The 24,593-nt window shown below is 58.9% G+C and carries 22 protein-coding genes; 11 read left to right on the top strand and 11 right to left on the bottom strand.

The genetic code is table 11. The features are described 5' to 3' along the window. Positions 1–51 precede the first annotated feature (51 nt). A complete protein-coding gene (locus F6X24_RS03025) occupies positions 52–1,116 on the top strand; it encodes a hypothetical protein (RefSeq protein WP_151086486.1) in 1,065 nt (354 codons plus the stop codon). A 32-nt stretch (positions 1,117–1,148) separates the two neighbouring features. On the opposite strand, the gene F6X24_RS03020 is transcribed toward F6X24_RS03025, so the two are convergent. The 4 genes from F6X24_RS03020 to F6X24_RS03005 form a co-directional block, all read right to left on the bottom strand. Further along, a complete protein-coding gene (locus F6X24_RS03020; protein WP_151086484.1) occupies positions 1,149–2,189 on the bottom strand; it encodes an IS630 family transposase in 1,041 nt (346 codons plus the stop codon). A gap of 30 nt (positions 2,190–2,219) precedes the next feature. Next, positions 2,220–3,113 (bottom strand): L-serine ammonia-lyase, iron-sulfur-dependent, subunit alpha, encoded by an 894-nt coding sequence (gene sdaAA, locus F6X24_RS03015; protein ID WP_151086482.1) that lies wholly within the window; start codon positions 3,111–3,113, stop codon positions 2,220–2,222. Positions 3,114–3,289: 176 nt separating this feature from the next. Continuing rightward, positions 3,290–3,751, bottom strand: a complete 462-nt coding sequence (gene msrB, locus F6X24_RS03010; RefSeq protein ID WP_151086481.1) for a peptide-methionine (R)-S-oxide reductase MsrB — start codon at positions 3,749–3,751, stop codon at positions 3,290–3,292. 76 nt (positions 3,752–3,827) lie between these two features. Then, complete coding sequence (locus tag F6X24_RS03005; protein ID WP_151086479.1) at positions 3,828–4,367, bottom strand: RBBP9/YdeN family alpha/beta hydrolase; 540 nt, start codon at positions 4,365–4,367, stop codon at positions 3,828–3,830. A gap of 45 nt (positions 4,368–4,412) precedes the next feature. Between F6X24_RS03005 and F6X24_RS03000 the strand changes: the two genes are divergently transcribed. Further along, complete coding sequence (locus F6X24_RS03000; protein WP_151086477.1) at positions 4,413–5,957, top strand: NAD(P)H-hydrate dehydratase; 1,545 nt, start codon at positions 4,413–4,415, stop codon at positions 5,955–5,957. 32 nt (positions 5,958–5,989) lie between these two features. On the opposite strand, the gene F6X24_RS02995 is transcribed toward F6X24_RS03000, so the two are convergent. The 3 genes from F6X24_RS02995 to pafA all read right to left on the bottom strand — a co-directional run bounded on the left by F6X24_RS02995 (position 5,990) and on the right by pafA (position 9,251). Further along, complete coding sequence (locus F6X24_RS02995; RefSeq protein ID WP_151086476.1) at positions 5,990–6,847, bottom strand: UbiA prenyltransferase family protein; 858 nt, start codon at positions 6,845–6,847, stop codon at positions 5,990–5,992. Positions 6,848–6,933: 86 nt separating this feature from the next. Then, a complete protein-coding gene (locus F6X24_RS02990) occupies positions 6,934–7,485 on the bottom strand; it encodes an inorganic diphosphatase (RefSeq protein ID WP_151086474.1) in 552 nt (183 codons plus the stop codon). A 65-nt stretch (positions 7,486–7,550) separates the two neighbouring features. Continuing rightward, positions 7,551–9,251: an alkaline phosphatase PafA gene (gene pafA / locus F6X24_RS02985; protein WP_151086472.1), complete on the bottom strand. Its 1,701-nt coding sequence runs from the start codon at positions 9,249–9,251 to the stop codon at positions 7,551–7,553. 136 nt (positions 9,252–9,387) lie between these two features. On the opposite strand from pafA, the gene F6X24_RS02980 reads away from it, so the two are divergent. Further along, positions 9,388–10,089 carry an HAD family hydrolase gene (locus F6X24_RS02980; RefSeq protein ID WP_191906432.1) on the top strand — a complete coding sequence of 234 codons (702 nt, stop codon included), beginning with the start codon at positions 9,388–9,390 and terminating at the stop codon, positions 10,087–10,089. A gap of 213 nt (positions 10,090–10,302) precedes the next feature. Here the strand turns inward: F6X24_RS02980 and F6X24_RS02975 are convergent, their stop codons facing one another. Further along, positions 10,303–10,830 carry a 3-hydroxyanthranilate 3,4-dioxygenase gene (locus F6X24_RS02975; protein WP_151086469.1) on the bottom strand — a complete coding sequence of 176 codons (528 nt, stop codon included), beginning with the start codon at positions 10,828–10,830 and terminating at the stop codon, positions 10,303–10,305. A gap of 90 nt (positions 10,831–10,920) precedes the next feature. Here F6X24_RS02975 and F6X24_RS02970 point away from each other — a divergent pair, with 90 nt between their 5' ends. Beyond that, positions 10,921–12,726 (top strand): hypothetical protein, encoded by a 1,806-nt coding sequence (locus F6X24_RS02970; protein WP_151086467.1) that lies wholly within the window; start codon positions 10,921–10,923, stop codon positions 12,724–12,726. A gap of 54 nt (positions 12,727–12,780) precedes the next feature. Here the strand turns inward: F6X24_RS02970 and F6X24_RS02965 are convergent, their stop codons facing one another. Further along, entirely contained in the window at positions 12,781–14,712 is a 1,932-nt protein-coding gene (locus F6X24_RS02965) for a hypothetical protein (protein ID WP_151086465.1), read from the bottom strand. 42 nt (positions 14,713–14,754) lie between these two features. Continuing rightward, positions 14,755–15,297 (bottom strand): hypothetical protein, encoded by a 543-nt coding sequence (locus F6X24_RS02960; RefSeq protein ID WP_151086463.1) that lies wholly within the window; start codon positions 15,295–15,297, stop codon positions 14,755–14,757. A gap of 187 nt (positions 15,298–15,484) precedes the next feature. On the opposite strand from F6X24_RS02960, the gene F6X24_RS02955 reads away from it, so the two are divergent. The 3 genes from F6X24_RS02955 to F6X24_RS02945 all read left to right on the top strand — a co-directional run bounded on the left by F6X24_RS02955 (position 15,485) and on the right by F6X24_RS02945 (position 19,397). After that, entirely contained in the window at positions 15,485–16,210 is a 726-nt protein-coding gene (locus F6X24_RS02955) for a glycosyltransferase family 2 protein (RefSeq protein ID WP_229725484.1), read from the top strand. A 36-nt stretch (positions 16,211–16,246) separates the two neighbouring features. Next, positions 16,247–17,374: an acyltransferase family protein gene (locus F6X24_RS02950; protein ID WP_151086460.1), complete on the top strand. Its 1,128-nt coding sequence runs from the start codon at positions 16,247–16,249 to the stop codon at positions 17,372–17,374. Between the two features lie 343 nt (positions 17,375–17,717). Continuing rightward, complete coding sequence (locus tag F6X24_RS02945) at positions 17,718–19,397, top strand: hypothetical protein (protein ID WP_151086458.1); 1,680 nt, start codon at positions 17,718–17,720, stop codon at positions 19,395–19,397. 89 nt (positions 19,398–19,486) lie between these two features. On the opposite strand, the gene F6X24_RS02940 is transcribed toward F6X24_RS02945, so the two are convergent. Continuing rightward, the gene (locus F6X24_RS02940) at positions 19,487–20,032 is read right to left on the bottom strand and encodes a carbohydrate binding domain-containing protein (protein WP_151086456.1); all 546 of its coding nucleotides are present in this window, start codon (positions 20,030–20,032) and stop codon (positions 19,487–19,489) included. A gap of 286 nt (positions 20,033–20,318) precedes the next feature. On the opposite strand from F6X24_RS02940, the gene F6X24_RS02935 reads away from it, so the two are divergent. From F6X24_RS02935 to rfbB, 4 genes are all read left to right on the top strand, one after another. Then, complete coding sequence (locus tag F6X24_RS02935; protein WP_151086455.1) at positions 20,319–20,918, top strand: acyltransferase; 600 nt, start codon at positions 20,319–20,321, stop codon at positions 20,916–20,918. A gap of 89 nt (positions 20,919–21,007) precedes the next feature. Beyond that, positions 21,008–22,306, top strand: a complete 1,299-nt coding sequence (locus F6X24_RS02930) for a nucleotide sugar dehydrogenase (protein WP_151086453.1) — start codon at positions 21,008–21,010, stop codon at positions 22,304–22,306. Positions 22,307–22,391: 85 nt separating this feature from the next. Beyond that, the gene (gene galE, locus F6X24_RS02925) at positions 22,392–23,423 is read left to right on the top strand and encodes a UDP-glucose 4-epimerase GalE (RefSeq protein ID WP_151086452.1); all 1,032 of its coding nucleotides are present in this window, start codon (positions 22,392–22,394) and stop codon (positions 23,421–23,423) included. Between the two features lie 100 nt (positions 23,424–23,523). Next, positions 23,524–24,579, top strand: coding sequence for a dTDP-glucose 4,6-dehydratase (gene rfbB / locus F6X24_RS02920; protein ID WP_151086450.1), 1,056 nt, complete (start codon positions 23,524–23,526; stop codon positions 24,577–24,579). The last annotated feature ends 14 nt before the right edge of the window (positions 24,580–24,593 follow it).

The raw sequence follows: 24,593 nt of genomic DNA, 5'->3' as shown, positions 1-24,593 counted from the left end.
CCGGCACTACGCGCTGGCAGCCAGTAAACGCTTCTGTCCGTACAGGTGCTTATGCCGTTTGCTGTAAAGTTTATTAGCCACCTGCTGGTGGGACTGGCCGGGGGCTGGGTCGTTATTATTACCGTATCGGGGGCCATTCGCTCCTTCATATTGCCACGCAACGAGTCGGTGCGGCTCAACGCCTTCGTGTTTGGGGGGGTGCGGGCGCTGTTCGACTTCGCGGCGCGGCATACCAGCACTTTTGCCCACCGCGACCGCATTCTGGCCCACTACGCGCCGGTAGCGCTGGTAGCATTGCCCATTGGCTGGCTGGCGCTGGTGGGAGCGGGGTTCACGGCCATCTTCTGGGCGCTGGGCGTCGAAAGCATTACCAAGAGCTATGAGCTGAGTGGCAGCTCCTTGCTCACGCTGGGTACGACGCCGGTACAGGGCCTGGCCCTCAACATATTCAGCTACTCCGAAGCCACGCTGGGCTTGCTGCTGCTTACGCTGCTAATATCGTATTTGCCCACTATTTACCAGGCCTTTTCGCGCCGCGAAGTGGTAGTGGCCCAGATAGAGCTGCGGGCCGGTATGCCCCCCGTAGCCAGCGGCCTGCTCAAGTGGCTCGGCCACGATGGCAACTTCGCCAACGACGACGCGCAATGGCTGGCCTGGGAGCACTGGCTGGTTGAAATTGACGAAAGCCATACCTCGCTGCCGGTACTCGCTTTCTTTCGCTCGCCGCAGGCTGGCCGGTCCTGGGTCACGGCGGCCGGGCTCGTGCTCGACACGGCCAACTTGCTGTTTTCGGCGCTCGACGTGCCCCGCTCGCGGCAGGTCGAGCTGACGTTTACGGCCGGCTGCCTGGCCGTAAACCGGGTGCAGCGCTTTTTCGATAAGAAAGCTGAAACGCAGCCCACCGAGCTGCGCACGCCCGAAGAAGTGGCCGCCGCCAACCCCGGCCGCGAAGCCTTTGCCAAGGTCTGGCAGGAGCTGCGCGAAGGCGGCCTGCCCGTGCGCCCCGATGAAGAAGCCGCCTGGCAGCACTACCAGGCGCTGCGGATGCGCTACGCGCCCTCCATTGAGTTTTTAAGTCAGCTGCTGCTGGCGCCGGCAATGGGCTCGCTGCATTAAGGGCTTACTCGTCGGGCAGGATGTTATACCCGTCACGAAGTGGGTTGCGAATCCAGGAGGTGAAAGTTGAGGGTAAGTAAGGACGCGAGTTCTTGGCCGAACTCGTTGAGTCGGGAGAAGAAGCCGAGCACGGCTTGTCGGAAGTGGCCCTTGGTGCGGTAAAAGGTGGCGTTGATGATTTTCTGGCGCAGGAACTTCCACAGGCGCTCAATCAGGTTCAGGTTGGGCGAATAGGGCGGCAGAAAGACCTGCACCAGGGGCTTATCGGCCAGCCACTGGGTCAGTTCCTGGTTTTTGTAGTAGCGGGCGTTGTCGCAGACCACGTAAATCGGTTGGCTGGGATGGGCGGCCAGCAGCTGTTCGTATAAGGCTTTTGTGCTCTGGGCGTTGACGCAGGCCGTTTCGTGCACGTACACCTGCGTAGGGCAGTGCGCGTTGAGGGCCGCGTTCAGATTCACCCGTTCGCGTCCGCTGACCGTAGGCAGGGGCCGCTGTGCGCCTTTTTCGGTCCAGGCCCGGGTGCAGCGGGTGTTGTGGGTGGGGTGGGCCGCGTCGGCAAAATACACCACGGCGTCGCCGGCCGCAGCCCGTTCCAGCAGGGGCTGCAACCGGTTGGCCAGAAAAGCGGCCTGCGCGTCGGCGTCCGCTTCGCAAGGCATGGGCGTGGTGAGCTTGTACACAAAGCCCAACCGGTGTAGCAGGTCCGTCAGGCCCGAAACCGAGTAGCGCACGCCGGTGGCCTGTGTCAGCCAGGCCTGCAACGGGCGGCAGTCGGTGTACAGGGTCCGGCGCAGCTCCTGGCACAAGCCGGCGAGTTGGGTGCTGGTCAGCAGCCCCCAGTAGCCGCGCTGCTCGTGGGCCAGGTACTTCTCCAAGCCCAACCGGGCAAAGGCCTCGGCGTAGCGGTACACCGTGCCATCATCCAGCCCCAAATCGTCGGCAATGCTTCCCGCCGAGCGCCCCTTGTCCAGCAACAGCACCACCGTCACTTTTACGTAGCCCTCGTCATCGCGCCGTTGCTTTTGCAACGCACGCAACCGTTGGCGCTCCGGGTCGGTGAGGGAAACCTGCATGCCGCAAGTTTAATCAACGGCTTTCGCTTTTTACTTCGCGACGAGTTTAACATCCTGCACCAGCACCATTTTCTCGATTTCGCGGCCGCGCCGGGTGTTGGCCAGGCCGCCGAGGGCCGTTTCCTTGTAGCGGGTTTCCATGCTCTGGCCCACCTCGCCGAGGGCGGCCACGCACTGGTCGACCGGAATAACCGGGTCGACGCCCGCGATGGCTATCTGGGCCGACGAAAACGCGATAGCCGCCGCCGAGGCGTTGCGCACCACGCAGGGTACTTCCACGAGGCCCGCCACGGGGTCGCACACCAGCCCGAGCATGCACTGAATAGTAATGGCTACGGCTGCAAAGGTCTCTTCCACCGTGCCGCCGAGGCAGTACACAATGGCCCCTGCGCCCATGGCAGCGGCCGAGCCGGTTTCGGCCTGGCAGCCGCCCACCGCGCCAGCCAGTGAGGCATTCTGCTCGATAATGAGCGCAATGCCGGCCGCTACCAGCAGCCCTTCCAGGATTTTACGGTCGTCGAGCTGATGAATGCGCTGAATGGTGGTGAGCACGCCCGGCAAGATGCCCGACGCGCCGGCCGTGGGCGCGGCCACCACGCGGCCCATGCACGAGTTCACCTCCTTGGCTCCCAGGGCGCTTATTATCAGTTGCTTGAACTCGGGCGAAAGTACCGTGACGGGCGAGGCGGCAATCTTCTTGGCGCCGTTGTTTATCATGCCCGACCGCGAGGTCATGTTGCCAGTCTGGCCCTCGTGCACGGCATCGCGCATCACGTCGTAGGCCCGTTGCAGGGTAGGCCAGATGGCTTCCTCTGTCGCCCCTTTTTGCTCAATCTCATAAGCCAGTACGGGCTGGTAGAGCGGCTCGCCGGTAGCGGCGCAGTGCGCCTGCCAGGAAGCAAAATCGGTGAATAAGAGCGACATGGCGGGGTGGGTTGGGGTAGAGCGGTAATAGAGAATGTTTAAAGATAAAAAAGAACGTCATGCTGAGCTTGTCGAAGCATCTCTACTGCGCCACCAGGATTACTCATCCGACGAAGCGGTAGAGATGCTTCGACAAGCTCAGCATGACGTTCTTTCTAGAAGTCGGCGGTGTGAGCCTACGCCGCCGGCTCCTTAGTCGTCACCAACCGGATGCTGGCCGAGTTGATGCACAGGCGCAGGCCGCCGGGCGGCGGCCCATCGGGAAACACGTGGCCCTGATGCGCATCGCACACGTTACAAAGAACTTCCACGCGGGTCATGCCATAGCTGGTGTCTTTCTTGTACCGGATGGCAGCCTCGTCGACGGGCTGCGTAAAGCTGGGCCAGCCGGTGCCGCTCTCAAACTTGGTACGCGAGTCGTAGAGCGGGGTGCCGCAGCACACGCAGGCATACAGGCCGGCTTCGTGGGCCTCGCAATACTCGCCGGTGAAGGCGCGCTCAGTGCCGTGCTCACGCGTCACGTGGTACTGCTCGGGCGTGAGCTGAGCTTTCCACTCAGCGGGTGTTTTTTCGACGCGGCGGGGCGGGGTCGGGGCCCCGTGGTTGGCCAGCCGGATAACGTCGTTCCAGGTTTGCATAAGAAAAAATAATAGGGAGTTGTGCAAGTAAAACGTCTGACGACGCCCAGGGTTCAAAGCGGCGGGGTTGGGGCGGCTAGGCCCACCCGCGCAGCAGTTCCAGCCCCGCCGGCCAGTTGCCGTGGCCGCTGGCCGCGTTGAGGTGGCCGGCGGCTTCGAGTAATATCAGCTCGCTGCCCCAGGCCTCGGCAAACTGCCGGGCCCGTGCCACGCTTACCCACTCATCGGTGGTGCTGGCGACTACTTTACTTGGAAAAGGCAGGCGTTGCAGCGGCATGGGCCCGAAGCCGGTGGTGGGAAAGACGGCGAAAGACGACGTATCTACGTCGGCGGGCGCCACCAGCAGCGCGCCTTTTATACGGTGGCCATAGGTGTTGGCCCAGTGCGCCACCGTCACGCAGCCCAGGCTGTGGGCAATGAGCACTACCTGGCTTAGGTCTTCGCCGGCCAGTGCCTGTTCGAGGGTAGCAACCCAGTCGTCTTTGTCCGGCGCATCCCATTCGCGCTGCTGAATGCGGGTGAAATCCGGGTTTTGCCGCTCAAAATAGCTTTGCCAATGTTCGGGCCCCGAGCTGCCCAGTCCGGGCACGATAAAGAAGTGAGTTTTTCTTTGCATGGCTAAAAGTAGCTCGCCAGCCATTTTTCGCGTTAGATACCGACTATGAAACTTCTTTCCGCCGCCCAAATCCGCGCCCTCGACCAGGCCACCATCGCCGAGCAGCGCACCACTTCGACTGCGCTCATGGAGCGGGCCGCCACGGCTCTGGGCGACTGGCTGCGCCGCCACTACAGTCCCCGCGAGGCCGGCGAAATATGGCTGCTGTGCGGCCCCGGCAACAACGGCGGCGACGGCCTGGCCCTGGCCCGCCTGCTATTTATGGCCGGCTACGCCGTGCGCCTGGGCCTGCTGCCGGCTGAGAAATACTCCGATGACTATCAGTACAACCATCACGTACTGCCCAAAGTCATCCCGATAACCGAGCTAAGCGCTGATAATCTGCCCGCTATTCAACCGGGCGCGCTGGTAATTGATGCGCTATTTGGCACCGGCCTCAGCCGTCCGCTCGATGGGCTGGCTGCCGCCGTAGTGCGTCGCCTCAACGACAGCCACGCCCGCGTGATAGCCGTGGATTTGCCCAGCGGCCTGCTCGCCGATGCGCCCCAGCCCGATGCCAGCGCCCCCATTGTGCGGGCCACCCACACCATCAGCTTCGGCCTGCCCAAGCTGGCTTTTCTGCTGCCGCAAAATGCCGGGTACGTGGGCGAGTGGCACGTAGTTAATATTCAACTTAGTGAATATTTTGTCGAACAGGCTGAAACGCCCTGGCAGCTTACGCGCATGCCGGGCACGTTGGGTTTCGATGCGGCTCTGGCCGCGCTTACGCCCGACGTGACCCTGCCCAGGCGCAGCAAATTTGCCTATAAAAATACCTTCGGCCACGCGCTGCTGCTGGCGGGCAGCCGGGGCAAGATGGGCGCGGCCGTGCTGAGCAGCGGCGCCTGCCTGCGCGGCGGCGTAGGCCTGCTTACGGTGGCGGTGCCGGGCTGCGGCTACGATATTATCCAGACGACGCGGCCCGAGGCCATGTGCCTGCCCGACGCTGAGGCCGACTTCATCAGTGAGTTGCCCGATTTGCAAGCGTATCAGGCCATTGGCATTGGCCCCGGCCTGGGGCAGGACGAAGCCAGCCGCGCCGTGCTCGAAAAGCTGCTGCGCGAAGCGAAGGTGCCGCTCGTCATCGATGCCGATGCGCTCAACCTGCTGGGCCAGCACCGCGAGCTGCTCGACCTGCTGCCCGAAAATACGGTGCTCACGCCCCACATCGGCGAGTTTACGCGCCTCACCGAAAAGGCCCGCGACGACTACCATCGCCTCGATTTACTGCGCCAGTTTGCGCAGCAGCACAAGTGCGTAGTCGTCCTGAAAGGCGCTTATACTGCCGTGGCTGCGCCCGATGGCCAGGTGTATTTCAACAGCACCGGCAACCCCGGCATGGGCACCGGCGGCAGCGGCGACGTGCTTACCGGCCTGGTCCTGGCGCTGCGCGCCGACCAGCGCCTCGACCCGCTGCGCGCCGCCCGCCTTGCCGTGCTGGCCCACGGCCACGCCGGCGACCTCGCCGCCCTCGAAACCGGTGAGGCCGGGCTGGTGGCCGGTGATTTGGTGCGCTTTATCGGCCCGGCCCTGCGGGCGCTGACGGCGTAGCGGGCAGTCTGCCCTGACGAAGTCTGGAATATTCAAAAAATAAAATACGCCGCTGCCTGCACCAGCAGCAGGCCATCGGTAACCAGGGCGAAGAAATAGTCGCCCCGCCGCTCCTGCGCGGCGATGACAACGGCGGCGCAGAGCGCGGCCGGCAACACAACCGCCAGCGGTGAGGCCTCGCGCCCCAGGCCCAGCGCCACGGCGGCGGCCAGAAAGCTCAGTGACACCAGCTTAGCCCCCTTTATACCCAGCAGCACCGGAAATGTGCGTAGCGCCACGGCGCCGTCGCGGCTGTAGTCGCGGATGTCGAACACAATGGCCAGGGCCACGACCAGGCAAAACCGCTGCCCCAGCAAACCCAGCGCCGAGGCCAGCGGCCGATGCAGCGCCAGCGCGGGCAGGCCTACCGTCACGGCGGCCCACACCCCCGCAATCAGAAATACTTTCAGCAGCGGCACTTCGCGGATGGCCCGCCAGCGCCCCCGCCACGGCAGCACCGGCCACGAGTAGCCAATGGCCAGCGCCGCCAGCGGCAGCAGTATCGGCAAAAAATGCACCCAGCCATCCGTGAGCAGCAGGTAGGCTCCCGTGAGAGCGGCCGTACCCGCCAGCCCCAGCATGGCCGGCCGGTGCCGCTGCTGCCAGGCCTTGCGGCCCGAGGTGCCCGGCGGCTGGCTGTGCTTAAAGGGCAGCGCCGCATCGAGATTATAGGTCAGCAGCGTGGCCGCAAACACCAGCACTACCGTGTGCAGGCCGGCTGCGCCGCCGCTGGCCGGCCACAGGCGCAGCGTGGCGGCCGTTTGGGCCGCGGCGGCCGCGGCCAGCCACCCGCTGCTGTACAGCAGCGCATCAAGCAGGCGCAGGGGCAGGGCACGGCTGGCAGCGGGCATGGCTGGGTAAAAGTGGCACAAAGAAAAGAACGTCATGCTGAGCGGTTCGCCGCTCGGCATGACGTTCTGCTAACGGTTGGGAAGGGCTAAGCGGCCGGCTTATCGCCAAACGTTTCTTCGTAGAGCTTGATGCTGTCGTTGATAATGCGGTAGGCTTCTTCGCGGCCCAGGAACTGCTTTACCTCTACGTGCTTGTTTTCAAGGGCTTTGTAGTCTTCAAAAAAGCGCTGCATCTCCAGCATCATGTAGGGCGGCAGGTCGCTCAGCTCATTATAGTGATTTACCGATACATCGTGGGCAGCCACGGCGATGATTTTATCATCCTCCTCGTCCTGGTCCAGCATCTGCATCACGCCGATAACCTTGGCCTCCACGAGGCACATGTGCGGAATATCGACCGAGCACAAAACCAGGATGTCGAGCGGGTCTTTGTCGTCGCAGTACGTCTTCGGAATAAAACCGTAGGCGGCCGGGTAATGCACGGCCGAGAACAGCACGCGGTCGAGCTTCAACAGGCCGCTGTCTTTATCCAGCTCATACTTGCCTTTGCTGCCTTTGGGGATTTCGATAACACCGGTAACAGTTTCGGGTAAATTATCGCCGCGCGATACGTCGTGCCAGGGGTTGAAATGGGTCACGTTTAGTGTGGGGATGAAGAATAAATGGGAGGATAACGTAAAAGTCGGGACGAACGCCGAACTACCTATTTCAGCACTTCCAAAAGCGGCGTGCCGCTGGTGCCGCTGGGCTCCTGAATGTGCAGGTAGCGAGCCACGGTAGGGGCAATGTCGACAATCTTAACTTCCTCGGCCGACTCGCCGTGGTGCACGTGCCAGCCCCAGAACAGCAGCGGTACGTGGGTATCGTAGGCCCATGAGGCGCCGTGCGTGGTGCCCTTCACCACGGGGTAGGCGTAGGCTTCGAGCCAGCCCGGCGACATCACGAACAGCACGTCGCCCGAGCGCGGGGCGTAGAAGCCGTTGGCCTGATACATGCTCAGGCCCACCGGCCAGGCGTTGCGCTGCAAGTCGGTAGCCGAGATGGCCTGCGCAATGTGGGGCTGCTGGCGCAGAATCTCGGCTACTTCGTTCTGCACCTTGGCCAGCTCCAGCTTTTTCTGCAGCAGCAGCGGGCGATTGAGGTATACCTGCTGGTTTTCGAAATCCAGAATCCAGTTGCCGGCGCCGTAGCGGCGCACCAGGGCGCGCTGCACCGAGTCGCGCACGGGCGCCGTGCCCATGCCGCCGCCCGGCAGGCGGTGCGCTTCCAGAAAGCCGGCAGCCTGGTCGGCGGCGTGGTCGGCGGTCAGAAATACCAGCGCCTCCCCTTTGCCCACTTGCTTGTCGAGCGCATCGAGCACGCGGGCCAGGTCGCGGTCGAGGCGCAGGTAGGTATCCTCCGTTTCGATGGCCGTGGTGCCAAACTGGTGCCCCACGTAGTCGGTGCTGCTAAAGCTCAAGGTCAGAAAGTCGGTTTGCCCGCGCTGGCCCAACTGCTCCTGGCGCAGGGTTTCGATGGCAAAATCGGCCGTGAGCGAGTTGCCAAAAGGCGTGGAGCGGATAAGGTCGAGGTTTTGGGTAGGCGCGGCGGGCTGCTTCTCGCCCGACGACTTTTCGGTGGCTTTCACCGAAGCCGAGGGCGTAGCGCTCAGCGTGGGCAGGTCGTGCGGAAAAACCGGCTTGGCCTCGCCCTTAAAAGCCGATTCCCAGGGCACGTCGTCGGGGGTGCTTTCGGTGTACTCGCCAATCGGCAGCAGGGTGTTCCAGGGCTGGCTAAGGTACTGTGCGGCGTGGCCCGCCGCATTAAACTTGCTGACCCAGTCGGGCAGCACCGGCATGTAGAACGTGCTGGTAATGAACGCTCCATTGGTGCCATCGTACCAATAAGCCGCGTTGGCCGCGTGCCCGGCCGGCAAAATACTGCCCCGGTCCTTGATGCACACGCCGATGACTTTGCTCTGGAAGTTGGTGGCCAGCCGCAGCTCGTCGGTAATAGTAGTGGCCAGGTTGTGGCGCGGCGACATCTGCCCGGCCGCCGCCGTGCCGCCCACGGCCTGCACGGTTTTATCGTCGGTCACGTACGTGGTTTTGCCGGTTTCGCGCTCGTACCAGTTGTTGCCCACAATGCCGTGGGTAGCCGGCGTGGTGCCGGTATAAATGCTCGTGTGGCCCGGCCCGGTATAAGTGGGCACGTAATTATAATGGCAGCTTTCGTAGCTAAACCCCTCGCCCAGCAACCGCCGGAAGCCGCCGCTGCCCAGCTTATCCCAGTAGCGGTAGAGGTAGTCGTAGCGCATCTGGTCGATTACAATGCCCACCACCAGCTTGGGCCGCGCCAGGGCCGGGCCTTTCTTTTGCGCCAGAGCTGGCAGGGCGAGCAAGGTCAGCAGCAATATCTTTTTCATGCAAAAGCCGGTAAAGAAGGCCGACAAAGATACCGTGCCAGTGAAAGAGCGAGGCGGCAATTCAGCAGAATGCTGACTTAAATCTGTGTTTCTATTGCCTGACGCGTTTTCGGCGGGCTGACTTTTCTCGATGCTTATGCCCAACCTTCAAGCTCTCATCTTCGATATGGACGGCGTCCTCATCGACAACACACCCGTGCAGGCCCGTGCTTTCCAATTGCTTTTCCGCGACCAGGGGGTGCAGGTAGATGCCACCCAGCTGCTGCGACGCCTGAACGGCGCGCCGGCCTCCGAAATTCTCGAGGAAGCCTTTGCCGAAAAGCCGCAGACCGCTAAGCAGCTCGAAGCCCTGGCCAGCCAGCGCGAATTTCTCTACCGCACGCTGTATTGGGACGACCGCCGCGCCCTGCCCGGCCTGGTCGATTTCTTGGAAGCTGCCCGCGCCGTCGGCCTCAAAATTGGCCTCGGCACCGGCTCGGGCCAGGAAACCATCGGCTACATCCTCGACGACCTCAATCTGCGCCGCTTTTTCGATGTGGTTATCACCAAAGACGACGTAGATAAGGGTAAGCCCCACGCCGATACCTACGCCGTGACGGCCCAAAAGCTGGGTGTGAAGCCCGAACACTGTGTGATATTTGAGGATGCCTTGCTAGGTGAGCAGGCCGCCTACCGTGCCCATATGCACTGCGTAGCCGTGGCTTCGACCCTGCCGGGCCGCGATTTTCAGGCCCCGCTGCTGGTCATCCGCGATTTTACTGAGCTTACACCCGCAAGGCTGCGTGAAGAGTTTGAGGCAGCCGGAGCAGTGCCAAAGCCGGATAAAAGCCGGGCATAGCAGCTTTCCGCACCATTAGAGCAGTTCCCTAACTGGCCCCTGAACTACCCAACTACCGCGCCCACGGCACGGCGGAACCGCGTCATTAGAGTCGTCTCAGAAGCTCATTCTATGGGAGGCACCGCCTCCCCCGAAAAGTTACGCTGCGCTAAACTCGCGCCAGTCTGAGGGCTGGCTGGGCAGCTTTAAAGCCAGACGAAAGAACCGAAAATACTATCCCATCTTAGCCGGCGCTTCCATATACGTGCCGCACATCTTGCACGTCCGCAGGTCGCCATTAGCCCAGAAACGGTCCATGATGGGCGGCAGCTGGGCCACGATGTCGGTAATCTCGGCAAATTCCTCGTAAAGCTGGTGGCCGCAGTTTTCACAATACCACTGGAAGCCGTCGAGCTCGCCGGCCGTGCGGTAGCGCTCCAGTACCAGGCCCACCGTGCCGGCCGGCCGGCGCGGCGAATGTGGCACGCCGGCCGGCAGCAGAAACATGTCGCCGGCTTTTAGCACGATATCCACTGGCTGGCCATCTTCGATAATCTTCACCACAATATCGCCTTCGAGCTGCCAGAACAACTCCTCGCCCTCGTCGACGTGGTAGTCCTTGCGGGCGTTGGGGCCGCCCACTACCATCACAATAAAGTCTTTATTATCCTTGAAAACCTGCTGGTTCCCTACGGGCGGCTTAAGCAGGTGGCGGTGGTCGGCAATCCACTGCGTAAAGTTGAAGGGGCGGGCAATGGGCATAGAAGTTAGCAAAAGAGGAACAATACAAAGCTAGCTACCGGTCCGCCGCTACTTTTGTTGAAATAATATAGATTAAGACTAATATTAAGTATGTTGCCTGACCCCGCTTCTTCTTCTGTTAATCATCTGGGCGGGCGATGGTTGGTGGGCTTGCTGATGGTTTATGCCGCACTGTTTGTCTGGTACAGCTGGCCGCTGAGCCGGGAATTTAGCACGGCCTTTGTGGGCTACGCCAACCAATACATCTGGAATGTCTGGAATTTTCGGCGGCAGGTAGTGGCGGGGCATAGCCCCATGTTTACGCCGCTGCTGCTCTACCCGCAGGGCACCAGCCTCTGGCTGCACACCTATACCCAGGTGCTGGGCGTGCTTAATCTGGTGCTGAACCAGGAATTCCGGTCCGTTAACCTGGGGTTGCTGCTGAGCTTCGTGCTGTCGGGGGTAGGCGCGGCGCGGCTGGCGGGGCGTTGGGTGCGCCAGCCGCTGCTGTGTGCGCTGGTGGGGTTCGCCTTCGCCTTTTCGCCCTACAAGCTGGCCCGCTGGCCCGAGCACTACAATCTGCTGCTCACGGCCACGGTGCCTTTCTACCTCTCCGCTTTTCTCGATGCCTTTGCCTTCGAAGTCGGTCGGCTCTGGCCGCGCATACGGAGCCGGCGGGCGCTGGCATGGGTAGTTATCTTAGTGCTAGTTACTTTCTTTAGCGATTATCACGTGCTGGCCGGTCTGTGCTATTTTTCGGCGGGCTACGCGGCGTGGTGGGGCCTGCGGCTGGGGGCTATCCGCTGGCGGCGCTGGCCGCCGTGGGCCTGGCTGGCAGCTATTTTTGTGCTGGGCCATTTTGTGTCGCGCGGCCTTGGGCTGCTGGGGCTCGATGACCGGGGTGGCATCTGGTGGGGCGGCGACCTGGCCGGCTACCTGGTACCGCCCGTGGGCAGCCGCTGGCTCGCCACCGCCGCTACCGATGCCTTCTGGCACAGCCCCCACTTCCACAGCCCGGCCTCCGTCGAGAATATTAGTTTTTTGGGATATATACTGCCGCTGGCCGCCTTATTTCTGGCAGTGGCCGCGCTGCGTTCGCCCCGCCTGGGTAGCCTGCCAGCCGCGCCCGCCACTCCCGCCGAAACCCGGCCCTTCTGGGCACTGCTGCTATTGTTTGTGCTGCTCACCATGCCCGAGCTGCGCTGGATGGGCCACGACCTGTTTCGATTACCAACTGGCATCGTGCATTTTGTGCCCTTCTTCAACAATATTCGCTGCCCCGTGCGGCACGTAATGATGGCCTCGCTGCTACTGCCCCTGGCAGTCTGCATCGGCTTGGACAGGTGGCTGTTGGGGCGGGCGCGGGGCTGGCGCCTGGGGCTGCCGGCGCTGCTGCTGGCGGGCGTTTTCGGGGAGTATCAGCACACGGCCTACCCGCTTATTCGGGCTGCTGACGTGCCGGAGGCTTACCGCTTGGCCGCGGCCTTGCCCGGTGGTATCCTGTTCCCAGTTCCCCTAGGCTTGCGCGATGGCAACCAGCAGGTGGGTACCATGAACCCTGCGGAGCTTTTTTACCAGACGCGCCACGCCAAGGCGCTGCGGGGCGGCTACCTCTCGCGGGTGCCGGCCGCCACTTTTGCGGCCTTCGCCCACGAGCCGGTACTGCGCACGCTGCTTATTGCACAGCAGCATCCCGATTCGCTGGCGCTGCTGCCTGCCCCCACGCCCGCCGAGCTGCTGGCTTTTCGGCAGCGCTACCCGCAAGCCATCTTTGTCATTCGTCCCGAGCAGCACGAGCAGCCGGCGCATCGCCTGCTGCGCCAATGGCTGCTGCCGGCCGGCTACACCGAGCAGCTGGTAGCGGGCTACGAGGGAGATTACAGCTTGCTAAAGCCTCCGCTGCCTGCGGGCTATTAAAGCCGTTTCGGGAACAGCGTAGTAGTTGGGCTGAGGCGGCGGCAAAGCAAAAAACTACTTGCTTTGCCGTAGCGCACTCACGCTCAAATTGTCGATATAGAGGGTGCTGGCGGAGGCCCCGTTCATGACATACACCTTTACCTCGTCTTCGGGGCGTGCTTCGGCGGGTAGCTGACTGGCAAACTTTACCTCGTCCCACAGGCCGGGAGTGCCGCCCCACAAGGTGGTTATCTCTCCGATTTTATTGGTAATGCGGATAGCCTGCCACTTGTACGGGTCGGCATTGGGATGCCGAAACTCGATTACCAGCTGTGGCATCCCGTGGATATTGTATACTTTTTCCGGAGAGTAGGCCTGCACCCGCGCCTCTACCCAGTCGCCGGCCCGCAGGTTGGCGGCTCCCAGCTGCCCCTGGTAGCCGGGGCTGTAAGGATGCGCCTTGTTTACGAGCAGCGCCGGGGGCATCTGGGCAAACTCTGTGGTGCGCGCTGAGCTGGTATCGTGGCTGAAGTCGTTGAAATACACCATTTCGGCCTGGTAAAGCCGGAGGTCGGGGGCCGGCTCGTTGGTGTCAAACTTGGTCAGGGCCTCTTTATCAACCTGCGTTTTACCGAAAATCGCCAGGTAATAGCGCTTATTCATGTACTCCGTGATAAATATGCCCTGGCACATCTGCCACGCCTGGAATACGTTGAGTGCCACACAGCCCACGAGAGCCAGTGTGGTGAATGCGCGCACCAGCCGCCCGCGCTGCCACAGCGTCTGCAGCGCTACGCCCAGCGGCAGCGTCAGGATAGGGTAGGCCTGCACCATCGTGCGCGACCCCACGCTATCCATATACCACCAGCACCACCAGCTGTAGGATATGAGCAAATGCAAGGGTAAGTAGGTAACGAGCAGCCAAAACCACTCGCGCCGCTGCCGCCACAGCAGCGCAATGCCCAGCACGGCCAGTCCCATCAGGGGCGTATAGGTAAGCCAACCGTTATTGAAGCTAAACAGCCCCTGAAGCAGATGCGGGTGCCGAAAATCGAACTTCTCGCCGGGGTACGAGTCGTAGAGCCAATGGCCCGACATGTGGTGCCAATATAGGATTTGTGGAATGTTTAGGGCTATTGCTACTGCTGCCGCCAGCAGTATCTGCTTCCAGTGCCGGGCCGCCAGCTGCAGGCGGGCACGCAGGCCCGCCGCAGTAGCAACTCCAAACAACAGCGGCGCCAGCAGGATAATAGCCTCCGAGGGCCGAATCAGCACCGCGAGGCCCATGGTCAGGCCCAGGCCGCCCGCCAGGTACCAGCGCGGCCGCTCCAGCCAGTGCGAAAGCAGCAGCAGCGTAGCCGTGTGCAGCATAAACAGGCTATTGTGCGAGTACAGGCTGCGAAATACACTGTATACCAGGTAGTTGGTGCCAAGGTGCACTGCCAGCAGCAGCACCGCGCTCAGGCGGTCGCTGAAGCAGCGCAGCAAAAATCGCCGGAGCAGCCCCAGCCCCAGCAGGGCGTAGGCCAGTCCGGCCAGGTACAGCATCAGCTGGTAGGGTGGCGAGTAGCCGTCGGCGGGATACTTGCTAAAATGCTGGGTGTAAAAGTGCGCAGCCTGAAAAAAAGGCCACCACAGTAGGGCCTGCCCCATGGTGTACTTAATAACGTACTGGTCGGGGTTGGTGCGCGCTCGCGATACTTCCCAGTTGCCCAGCGGGTGGGCCGGGTTGTCGCGGTTGGTAAGCCCCGTGCGGTCGAGCAGCTCGGGCACAAACCCGAGGCCATCCAAATCGTGGTAAACCGTGGTGGCGGGCAGGTAGAGGTAATACCCGAACATATCCCAGCGGGTCACCTTCAGGTTGGGCCAGTTGGCAGTAGAGGCAGCCATGCCAAGTAGCACGGCTACCAGCAGCCACATGGCTGCCCCTGACCACGGAGCCCGGCGCCGGGCGGCCCGCAGCCTGGCAGGCAAGGAGGAAGGTGCTACGGCGGCTAGTGGGGTCATGGCTAAACGCAAAGAGAATAGGCCCGGAAGCAGGTCGGTAGATTAATCGGCCCGCAGTAGCTGTAAGTCGTCGAGGTAAGCAGGTTGCGTGCTGGTATTGCGCCACATATATACTTTCACCCGGCTGGTAAAGGGGGCGCCTTCGGGCAGCGTGATGACATGGTCTACCTCACACCAGTTATTAACCGAAGATTTGGCCGTTACTTCCTTAAGCAGGTCAAAGCTGTCCCAAAGCAACGGCTTATCCTCGCCGGGGTTTTTAAGCTCCGTCACCAGCAATACGCTCGCCTTGTCATTGGGCAGAAAAACCCAGCCGTGCAGCCGCAGCTTGCTGAGCCGGGTGCCGCTGAGCTTGCCAAACAGGTTGTCGTAGCCCATGCTATACTCCGTTGCCGGGTCAACTTTGGCAGAATAAGCGCCCGAATGCGCCCGCTCTTTTGTAAGCGAAGGCACGTTGGCACCATTCTGCCACCCGTCGAGGTCGTCGAAGCTGGTGGCCGCCAGCTGGCCCGCCGGGGCGCTGGTAGTGGGCCCGCCGCACGAAAAAAGGACAACGCCAAGAAGCGTAAAAAGAATAATTTTCATCACTTATCGCAAGAAGACAACGGGCAAAAGTAGGGCGCACGGACCAAGGAAACCACAACTAAGCTATATGCTTTGCTATGCACGTAGCTTGGACGAACGCCCGGAGGGGAGTTTGTGCAGAATGAAGTCTAGTTTTGGAGTTCAATTTCAGGAGGCGTGGTCGCTGACCAGCCCTTTCGCTCTTATTTTGGTGCAGTTCACAACCCTTTCCATCATCGTGCCCGTGTACAACGAGGGCCGCACGATACACCAGATTCTGGACTTGCTGCGCGAGCTGGAGCTGGTGAACAATATTGGCAAAGAAATTATCTTGGTGAACGACTGCTCTAGCGACGATTCGGCGGCTGTCGTTCGGGCCTATGCTGCGCGCTATCCCGAACTGGGCCTGCGCCTGCTCGAGCACGCCGTGAACCAAGGCAAGGGCGCGGCCCTGCACACGGGCATTGCTGCCGCCACGGGTGAGTACGTCATTATTCAGGATGCCGACCTGGAGTACGACCCGCAGGAGTACAATCTGCTGCTCAAGCCTATTCTCAAGGGCTTTGCCGATGTAGTGTATGGCTCGCGCTTTATGGGCGGCAACCCGCACCGCATCCTGTTTTTCTGGCACAGCATCGGCAATGCCTGGCTCACGTTTCTCACCAATATGGTGACCGACCTGAACCTGACCGATATGGAAACCTGCTACAAGCTGTTTCGGCGCGACATTATCCAGGGCCTGCAACTCGAAGAAAAGCGCTTTGGCTTCGAGCCCGAAGTGACGGCCAAGGTAGCGCGGGTGCCCGGCGTGCGCCTCTACGAGGTAGGCATTAGCTACTACGGGCGCACCTACGCCGAAGGCAAAAAAATCGGTTGGCGCGATGGTTTCCGGGCCATCTATTGCATTCTTAAGTATGGTCTGTTGCGCCGCTGATTATTCTGAAAATAATACAAATTATATTTTTCGTAAATGTCACCTGCTTATACTGCCCCAAAGCACCGAATTCACTTTGCAGGGCTCAATGCACTCCGGTTTGCGGCTGCGCTGGCCATCGTTGTTTATCATAGTACACTGGGAATACAAGAGGGTAAGCCATCTGCGCTAAAGCTTCTATTGCATAACTTAACTGTAGGTGTTGACCTGTTTTTTATAATAAGCGGTTTTTTAATAATCTACCTGCTCTTAGCCGAGAAAGCAAATACGCTAACCATCAGTTTAAAAAGATTTTACTTGCGTCGTGCACTGCGTATACTTCCGCTGTATCTGCTGATTGTGGCTATTGCCTACTTTCAGTACCATGAAAGTAATCCCGGAATAGATTTTTCAAAGTACTTGTACTTTTGGGGTAATTTTTGGATGATTGGCAAGGGTGACTGGACCGTAGCGCCGCTCAACCCGTTGTGGTCATTGTGCATAGAAGAGCAGTTTTACTTGATAGTTCCGCTCCTGATTTTCCTGATTCCTACCAAACGTCTGCCAGCGCTATTTATAGGGATTTTTTTATTGAGTTTGTCATTCCGCATCTACACTGCGCTAACTGTACAGGCCGATTGGATGATTATCTATTGCCACACTCTTAGCCGCTGCGATATGCTGGCGTTAGGTGGTTTGCTGGCCTATGCGCACTTTAAGCGGCCCATTGTACTAAGTTTGCCCGACTGGCTTTTGGGGATACAATTGTTTGTATTTATTGTGCTGCTGAGCGTCTTGGATACCAGCAATTACGAAACCTTCACTTTCGCTACTTTCAAGAAGTACCTGATTGCCTGGCCCCTTTGCTTTATCTTCTGCTTCTTTGTTTTCAATAATTCTCCTTTTGTAAAATCATTGGTTAAAAGCAGTATAATTGATTACCTAGGCAAAATATCTTTTGGTTTATATATGTATCATAGTCTGGTTATTGATTATCTTGACCGGCACAATTGGCATCTGCCACAAAGTATGGAATATGGTCGGCCAATAGTGGTTTTTGTGTTGACTGCAGGCGTTGCAGCAGTTTCATATGAGCTCTTAGAGAAGCAGATTTTAAAGCTGAAAAATCGGTTGGAGGTTATATATACCCAGCCAAGCGAGAAGGCCCTACCAGAAGCAGATTAGTGCCTTCATTATCCGTCGACCATACTGTCAAGATGTGCAGTACAAGGAGGCATTAGGGCTAGGTGCTGGCAGAAGTAAATGCTATCAGCAACACACTAAATACCGGACTATTCCTTCGTATTACCATCTGTACCCGCAAGCTATGCGGGTACAGGCGGACTGATTATTCTTAATATACGTTCAGCCTATGTTGCTTCCTACTACTTATGCTTCTCGTTGGCCCGCGCGTCTAGGGCTACTAGCTATGCTGGTTTTACTAGCATTATCGTGGCATTTTTACTTGGAGCGTGCAGTATACTCCGATCTGGCAGGCCATGTATTCACGAATATCAGGACTAAGGCGATGTTCATTCAGAACCGGCGCTTTGCCCAGGCCCCCACGCAGGTACTACCCCTGCTGGGCATCTGGGCTAATGCCTCGCTCGACCTACTGTTGCGGCTGTTCTCTAGTAGTTTTATACTATATTACCTGATTGTGTACCTACTCAGCGCCTACTGGCTGCGCAACGAGCGGGCGGCTTTGCTCATGCCTTTTTCGCTGGTGCTGATAGCCTCGCGCACCTTCTACTGGCCGCAGTCGGAACTGGCGCAGGCTATGGCTATACTGGTACTGGCGCACGCCGGCATCAGCCGGCGCACGCCGCTGGCGTTCAACTTCACTACGCTGGTACTGGCACTACTCATAGTTACGGGCATCTTTGGGCACCCGCTGGCAGTCTTCCCCTTTCTGTTTTTGTGGGCCTATGAGTGGTTGCTGCGGCGGCGCTGGCGCGACTGGGGCTACTACTCGTTGCTGGCGGTGGGCCTGCTTACGTATGTTTTTCGCTCGGCGTCGGTGCCGGCAGGCAGCTACGAAGACGTAGGCTCGGCCTTTAGCACCAACCTGCGTATGCTGTTTCCACACTACCTGAGCTTGCCCAGCTTCGGCGACTTCTGGCACCTGTGCCGCACCAACTTTGTGGCTATTCCGGTAATACTTCTGGTGCTTACCGGCTACTACCTATGGCAGCGCAGCTGGCCGGCCACGCTGCGCCTGCTGCTGGTGTGGGGAGCGGTGAGCAGCTACGCGTTTATCGTTAATGTGTGGCGCCCCGAATTCGGAGAGTCCACTTATATGGAAAACCTCTACCTGCCCCTCGGTATTCTGGTAGGAGCACCGCTTGCCTTTGAGCTACTTCCGGCTCTTGAGGGCAGTCTGGGCCGGCGTGGGCCGTGGCTGGCGGCTGGTGTGCTGGCCCTGCTACTGACCGGGCGCCTGGCGGCCGTGTATCAGGTACACGACACCTATACCGGCTATCAGCACTGGTTGCAGCGGGTATTGGCCTATACTCATCAATTTCCCGAGCGCCGCTTTTTTCTAGATGATGTCAATGCCGACCCGACGCGCCTGCGCGCTGGCTGGCCCTGGTGGTCTACTCCCTACGAAACCCTGCTTCTTAGCGCCCGCCAGCAGCCCAATTCGGCCCGGTCGGTATACGTCTGCAATGATATGCCGCACTTTACGGAGCTGGGCAAGCAACCTGGCCTGTTTGTGGCACCCTTCGAGCAGCTTCCCCTGCAGGAGCTTCCCGCCCGCTACTTCCGCATGCCCGATACCCAGCTGGCTTACCGCCTGCTGAACAGCGACCCGCCAGCCGATACACTGGCCCTGGGCCCTTACATAGCTTCCCGCCGACAGGCCCACATTGAATTGGTGGCCATTCCCGAAACCCTTAAAAAAGATCATCAGCGCACGGCGCTGGTGCGCATCAGCGCTCCGGCCGCAGCTATGCCGTTGCACTCGGGCTTGCACACCGACCACCCGACGCTGGTGCGCAGCCGCTTTTTGGGGGCCGGCGACTGGCCCACTGATGTCCCCAGCGTCGAGGTGCCGCTCGAAGTAGATGTGTGGCAGCCCTGGCTTCAGGATATTCCGCTTAGCTGCCCATCCAAGCCAGGGAGCTATACGTTGGAAATCAGCCTCTTCAGTAAAGGTTACCGCGACTGGCCTGTGCAGCTGCGCGTGCCGGTAGAAGTAAAATAGCCTTTATAGCGACCGTTCAGGAAAAGGGCTGGAACAATTGCTGTTCCAGCCCTTTTCCTGAACGGTCGCTATAAAGGCTGGCTAACGCGCTATTTGGCTTCGTTGTCGAGCGAGAGCGACAGGTCATCGAGATAAACCGGCTGACCGCCATCGCCGCGCCAGAGGTATACTTTGAAGGTCGAAGTAGCTTTTGCCGTGGCCGGAATAGTGATGACCCGCTCTATTTGCTGCCACTCGTTGAACTTCTTCACTTCCTTTTTCAGGTCAATGCCATTCCAGAGAAGCACGTTATTAGTCGGAAGGGTAGGGTCTTTAATCTCCGTCACCAGTTGGGCGCTGGCCTGGGGGCTCGGCAAATAAACCCAGCCGCTAATCTTTATTTTTTCGGGTCGGCTCGTGCTCATTTTGCCAAGGGTGTTATTGTAGCCCAGGCTATAGTCAATTCCCGGCCGCACCGACACGCTGTACGCGCCAGAGTGGGCCTTCTCCTTCGTCAGGGAAGGCGGCGGCGTATCCCCCATCCAGCCATCAACCGACTCAAAGTTATTGCTGGCTAGCGAGTTGGCAGGAGTAGAGGTCGAATCGCCGCAGCTGGCTAACGAGGCCATCAGTAGAAGGGCTAACCAGTTTTTCATGAGTTAAGAAGGTAAATCTATAAAATTCAGCCTCAAAGATAGGCGCCGCTAATGCGAGTTGACATAGGCTGGGCCCCGGCAGCGAACGCTCGGCTACGGCCTGCTTTTTATTGGTTGAAGCACCAGCGCAGTTCTCGGGAGGCGTGAGCGGGCTGCCCGCTCACGCCTCCCGAGATAGGTTGGGCGCTATAATATTCAAGAAAATAGATTTATGTTAAAGTAACTCGCTTACTCCTTAACCCCCTTGCTTTGCTACCTTTGCGGTCGCAATTGCTTATTCCGCCCCGTGTCCACCCTTCCTGCTGATTTTTATGCGCACCCCACCGCCGTGCTCGACGCGGGCTGCCGCATAGGAGCAGGGAGCCGTATCTGGCACTTTTGCCATGTGGCGGCGGGGGCTGTGCTGGCCGAAAACTGCTCGCTGGGCCAAAACGTATTTGTAGCCGATGGCGTCACGCTGGGTCGTAATGTGAAGGTGCAGAACAACGTAAGTCTTTACGGCGGCGTAGTATGTGAAGATGATGTGTTTCTAGGCCCGTCGGTGGTATTTACCAATGTACGCAATCCGCGCTCGGCCGTGCCGCGCCGGGGCGAAGGCCATTACCAGACGACCTATCTGGAGCAAGGCGTGAGCATCGGGGCAAATGCAACCATTATCTGTGGCGTCCGGCTTGGGCGCTATGCCTTTGTAGGTGCCGGAAGCGTGGTTACGCACAACGTGCCGGCCTATGCGCTCGTCTACGGTACGCCCGCCCGCCCGCAGGGCTGGATGAGTGCCTATGGCCACCGGCTGCGCTTCGATGAAGCGGGCCGGGCCACCTGCCCCGAAAGCGGCCAGCAATACCAGCTAAGCCCGGATAAAAAAACAATAGTTGAAATCGATTAAAAATTGAGAATTAAAAATTAAAATGGGGCAGCAAGTAAGCCTGGGTTTAGTTTTTAGTTTTTAATTCATAGTTTATAATTCCTACAAAAGTGTACGACGAACTCCTCCGCAAAGAAGCCAAGCTGGCCGTGATTGGCCTCGGCTATGTAGGCTTGCCCATCGCCCTCGAATTTGCCAAGCAACTCTCGGTTATCGGCTTCGATATCAATGCTGGCCGCGTGGAGATGATGCGCAACCACCAGGACCCTAGCGGCGAGCTCGATAGCTCAGCTTTCGAAGGCTGCGATATCACTTTTACTGACTCGCTGGAATTGCTTCGCGAGGCCCGGTTCTTTATTGTGGCTGTGCCCACGCCCATTGATGAGCATGCGCAGCCTGACCTCAAGCCCCTGCTGGGGGCTTCGGGCTCGGTGGGCAAGGTGTTGAAAAAAGGCGACTACGTGGTGTTTGAAAGCACTGTGTACCCCGGCTGCACCGAAGAAGACTGTATTCCGGTAATGGAAAAGCTTTCGGGCCTGAAATTCCAGACCGACTTCAAGGTAGGCTATTCGCCCGAGCGTATCAATCCCGGTGACAAGGAGCACACCCTTACGCGCATCGTAAAGGTGGTGAGCGGCTGCGATGAAGAGTCGCTCGACGTTATCGCCAAAGTGTACGAGCTGGTAGTAAAAGCGGGTGTTCACCGCGCCAGCAGTATCCAGGTAGCCGAAGCAGCCAAGATTATTGAAAATACCCAGCGCGACGTCAACATCGCCCTGATGAATGAGCTGTCGATGATATTCGACAGGATGAATATTAATACCTATGAAGTGCTGGAGGCGGCCGGTACGAAGTGGAACTTCCTTAAATTCTCCCCTGGTCTGGTAGGCGGCCACTGCATCGGCGTAGACCCGTACTACCTTACTTATAAGGCTAAAGAGTTGGGCTATGATGCCAAGGTTATCCTGAGCGGCCGCACTACCAATGACAACATGGGGGCTTATATCGCCCGCAAAACGGTGCAGATGATGATTAAGCGCGGCAAGGACGTGGCCAAAAGCCGCGTGCTGGTAATGGGCGCAACCTTTAAGGAAAATGTAGAAGACATCCGCAACTCTAAGGTGGCCGATGTGATTCAGGAGTTGAAAAACTTCTCGGTAAACGTGGATATAGTTGACCCACACGCCAGCTCCGACGAGCTGCACCACGAGTATGGCTTCCGCCTCACGGCCGCCGATAAAATCCGTACCGACTACGATGCCGTTATCGTGGCCGTGAGCCACCAGATGTACGTGGGCAAGGATGAGGCATACTTTAAGTCCATCACGGCCGGCAATGCTGTGCTGGTAGACATCAAAGGTCTCTACCGGAACAAGCCGATGGAGGAAATTCATTACTGGAGCCTGTAAGTAAATGCGTAATGCATTGGTGGTTAATAAGTGATTTACTCTAATCTGTTAGCTATTAATCGTTACTCACTAACTATTACTCACTATGAAAAAGATTCTGGTTACCGGCGGTGCTGGCTACATTGGCTCCCACACGGTGGTTGAGCTGGCCCAGGCCGGCTACGAGCCCGTTATTGTCGACAATTTCAGTAATTCGAGAAAGTCGGTGCTGGACGGGTTACGGGCCATTCTGGGCCATGATGTGACGTGCTACCCCATCGATTGCGGCGATGCCGACGCTTTGCGTCAGGTATTCAAGACGGAGGGTAACGTGCAGGGCGTCATTCACTTCGCGGCTTTTAAAGCCGTTGGCGAATCGGTAGCCAAGCCATTGATGTACTTCCAGAATAACGTGGGCTCACTACTCACGCTGCTGAAAGTAATGCCGGAGTTTGGAGTAGAAAGCCTGGTGTTTTCTTCTTCGTGCACGGTTTATGGTATCCCCGACGCGCTGCCCGTAACGGAGGCTACGCCCACCAAGCCGGCCTCGTCGCCTTATGGCCGCACCAAGCAGATGTGCGAAGACATTGTGCACGATGTGTCGGCTGCGCCCGATAATAAGCTGCATACCATTCTGCTGCGCTATTTCAATCCGATTGGGGCCCATGAGTCGGCGCAAATAGGTGAGTTGCCCCTGGGCGTGCCCAATAACCTAGTGCCGTTTATCACCCAGACGGCGGCGGGTATTCGCGAGAAGCTGACTATCAATGGCAGCGACTACGATACGCCCGACGGTACGAACGTGCGCGACTATATCCATGTAGTGGACCTGGCCAAGGCCCACATTACGGCCGTGCAACGTCTACTCGACCGCAAAGCCAGCGACGTGGTCGAAACCTTTAACGTGGGCACGGGCCACGGCAATTCGGTGCTTGAGGTAGTAAAAACCTTTGAGCAGGCCAGCGGGCAGAAACTTAACTACGTCATGGGTCCGCGTCGGCCCGGCGATGTGCCGGCCATCTATGCCGACGCCACCAAGGCTGCCGACGTACTTGGTTTCACAACGACTACCTCGCTATTAGATTCGCTGGCCAGCGCCTGGAAATGGCAGCAGGCTTTAAAAAATGTGGGAAATTAGAAAATGGCAAATGTGAAAATGAGTAGGCTATAGATTTTCTTTTTAGCACACTTACAATTTTCATACTGTTATATTTCTCACATCTTCAAATTTTAAAAATATGAAAATTCTCATCACCGGCGGGGCCGGCTTCATCGGTTCGCACGTAGTGCGGCTGTTCGTTACCAAATATCCGGAATACCAGATACTTAATCTGGATGCGCTGACGTACGCCGGCAATCTGGAAAACCTGCGTGATATCGAGAACGCCGCCAACTATAAGTTTGTCAAGGGCGATATCGCCGACCAGGCATTTATCGACCAGCTCTTCGCCAACGAGGAGCCCGATGCCGTCATTCACCTTGCCGCCGAAAGCCACGTTGACCGCAGTATTACTGACCCGATGGCGTTTGTGAAAACCAACGTCATCGGCACGGTTAACCTGCTGAATGCGGCCAAAAACCTCTGGAAGCCCAAGGGGTTTGAGGGGCACACGTTTTACCACGTCAGCACCGACGAAGTATACGGCTCGCTTGACTTCGGCCCCGAGCTGTTTACGGAAGAGACGTCGTACGACCCGCGCTCGCCCTACTCAGCCTCCAAGGCCGCGTCCGACCACTTTGTGCGGGCCTGGTACCATACTTATGGCCTGCCCGTGAAGCTGAGCAACTGCTCGAATAACTACGGGCCCAACCACTTTCCCGAAAAGCTGATTCCGCTGGCTATTCACCGCCTGCGCACCGGCCAGAAAGTGCCCGTGTATGGTAAGGGTGAAAACGTGCGCGACTGGCTGTTTGTGAAAGACCATGCCACGGCTATCGACGCGGTATTTCACAAGGGAAAGCTGGGCGACACTTACAACATCGGGGGCGTAAACGAGTGGCAGAACCTTAAGCTCATCGAGCTGCTCTGCGACGTAGTAGATGAGAAAACCGGCCAGCCTCAGGGTACTTCGCGCCAGCTCATCACCTTCGTAACCGACCGCGCCGGCCACGATATGCGCTACGCCATCGACAGTAGCAAAATCATGCACGAGCTAGGCTGGAAGCCGAGCGTAACCTTTGAGCAGGGCCTGAGCCAGACCATTGACTGGTACCTCGCCAACCAGGAATGGCTGGATAGCGTGACCAGCGGCGCCTACCAGGAGTACAACACCAAACAGTACGCGGGCCGCTAAACTTATTTTGTTAT

The sequence above is a fragment of the Hymenobacter baengnokdamensis genome (assembly GCF_008728635.1).
Lineage (GTDB): Bacteria > Bacteroidota > Bacteroidia > Cytophagales > Hymenobacteraceae > Hymenobacter > Hymenobacter baengnokdamensis.
This window is presented reverse-complemented; position numbering and strand designations above follow the sequence as displayed.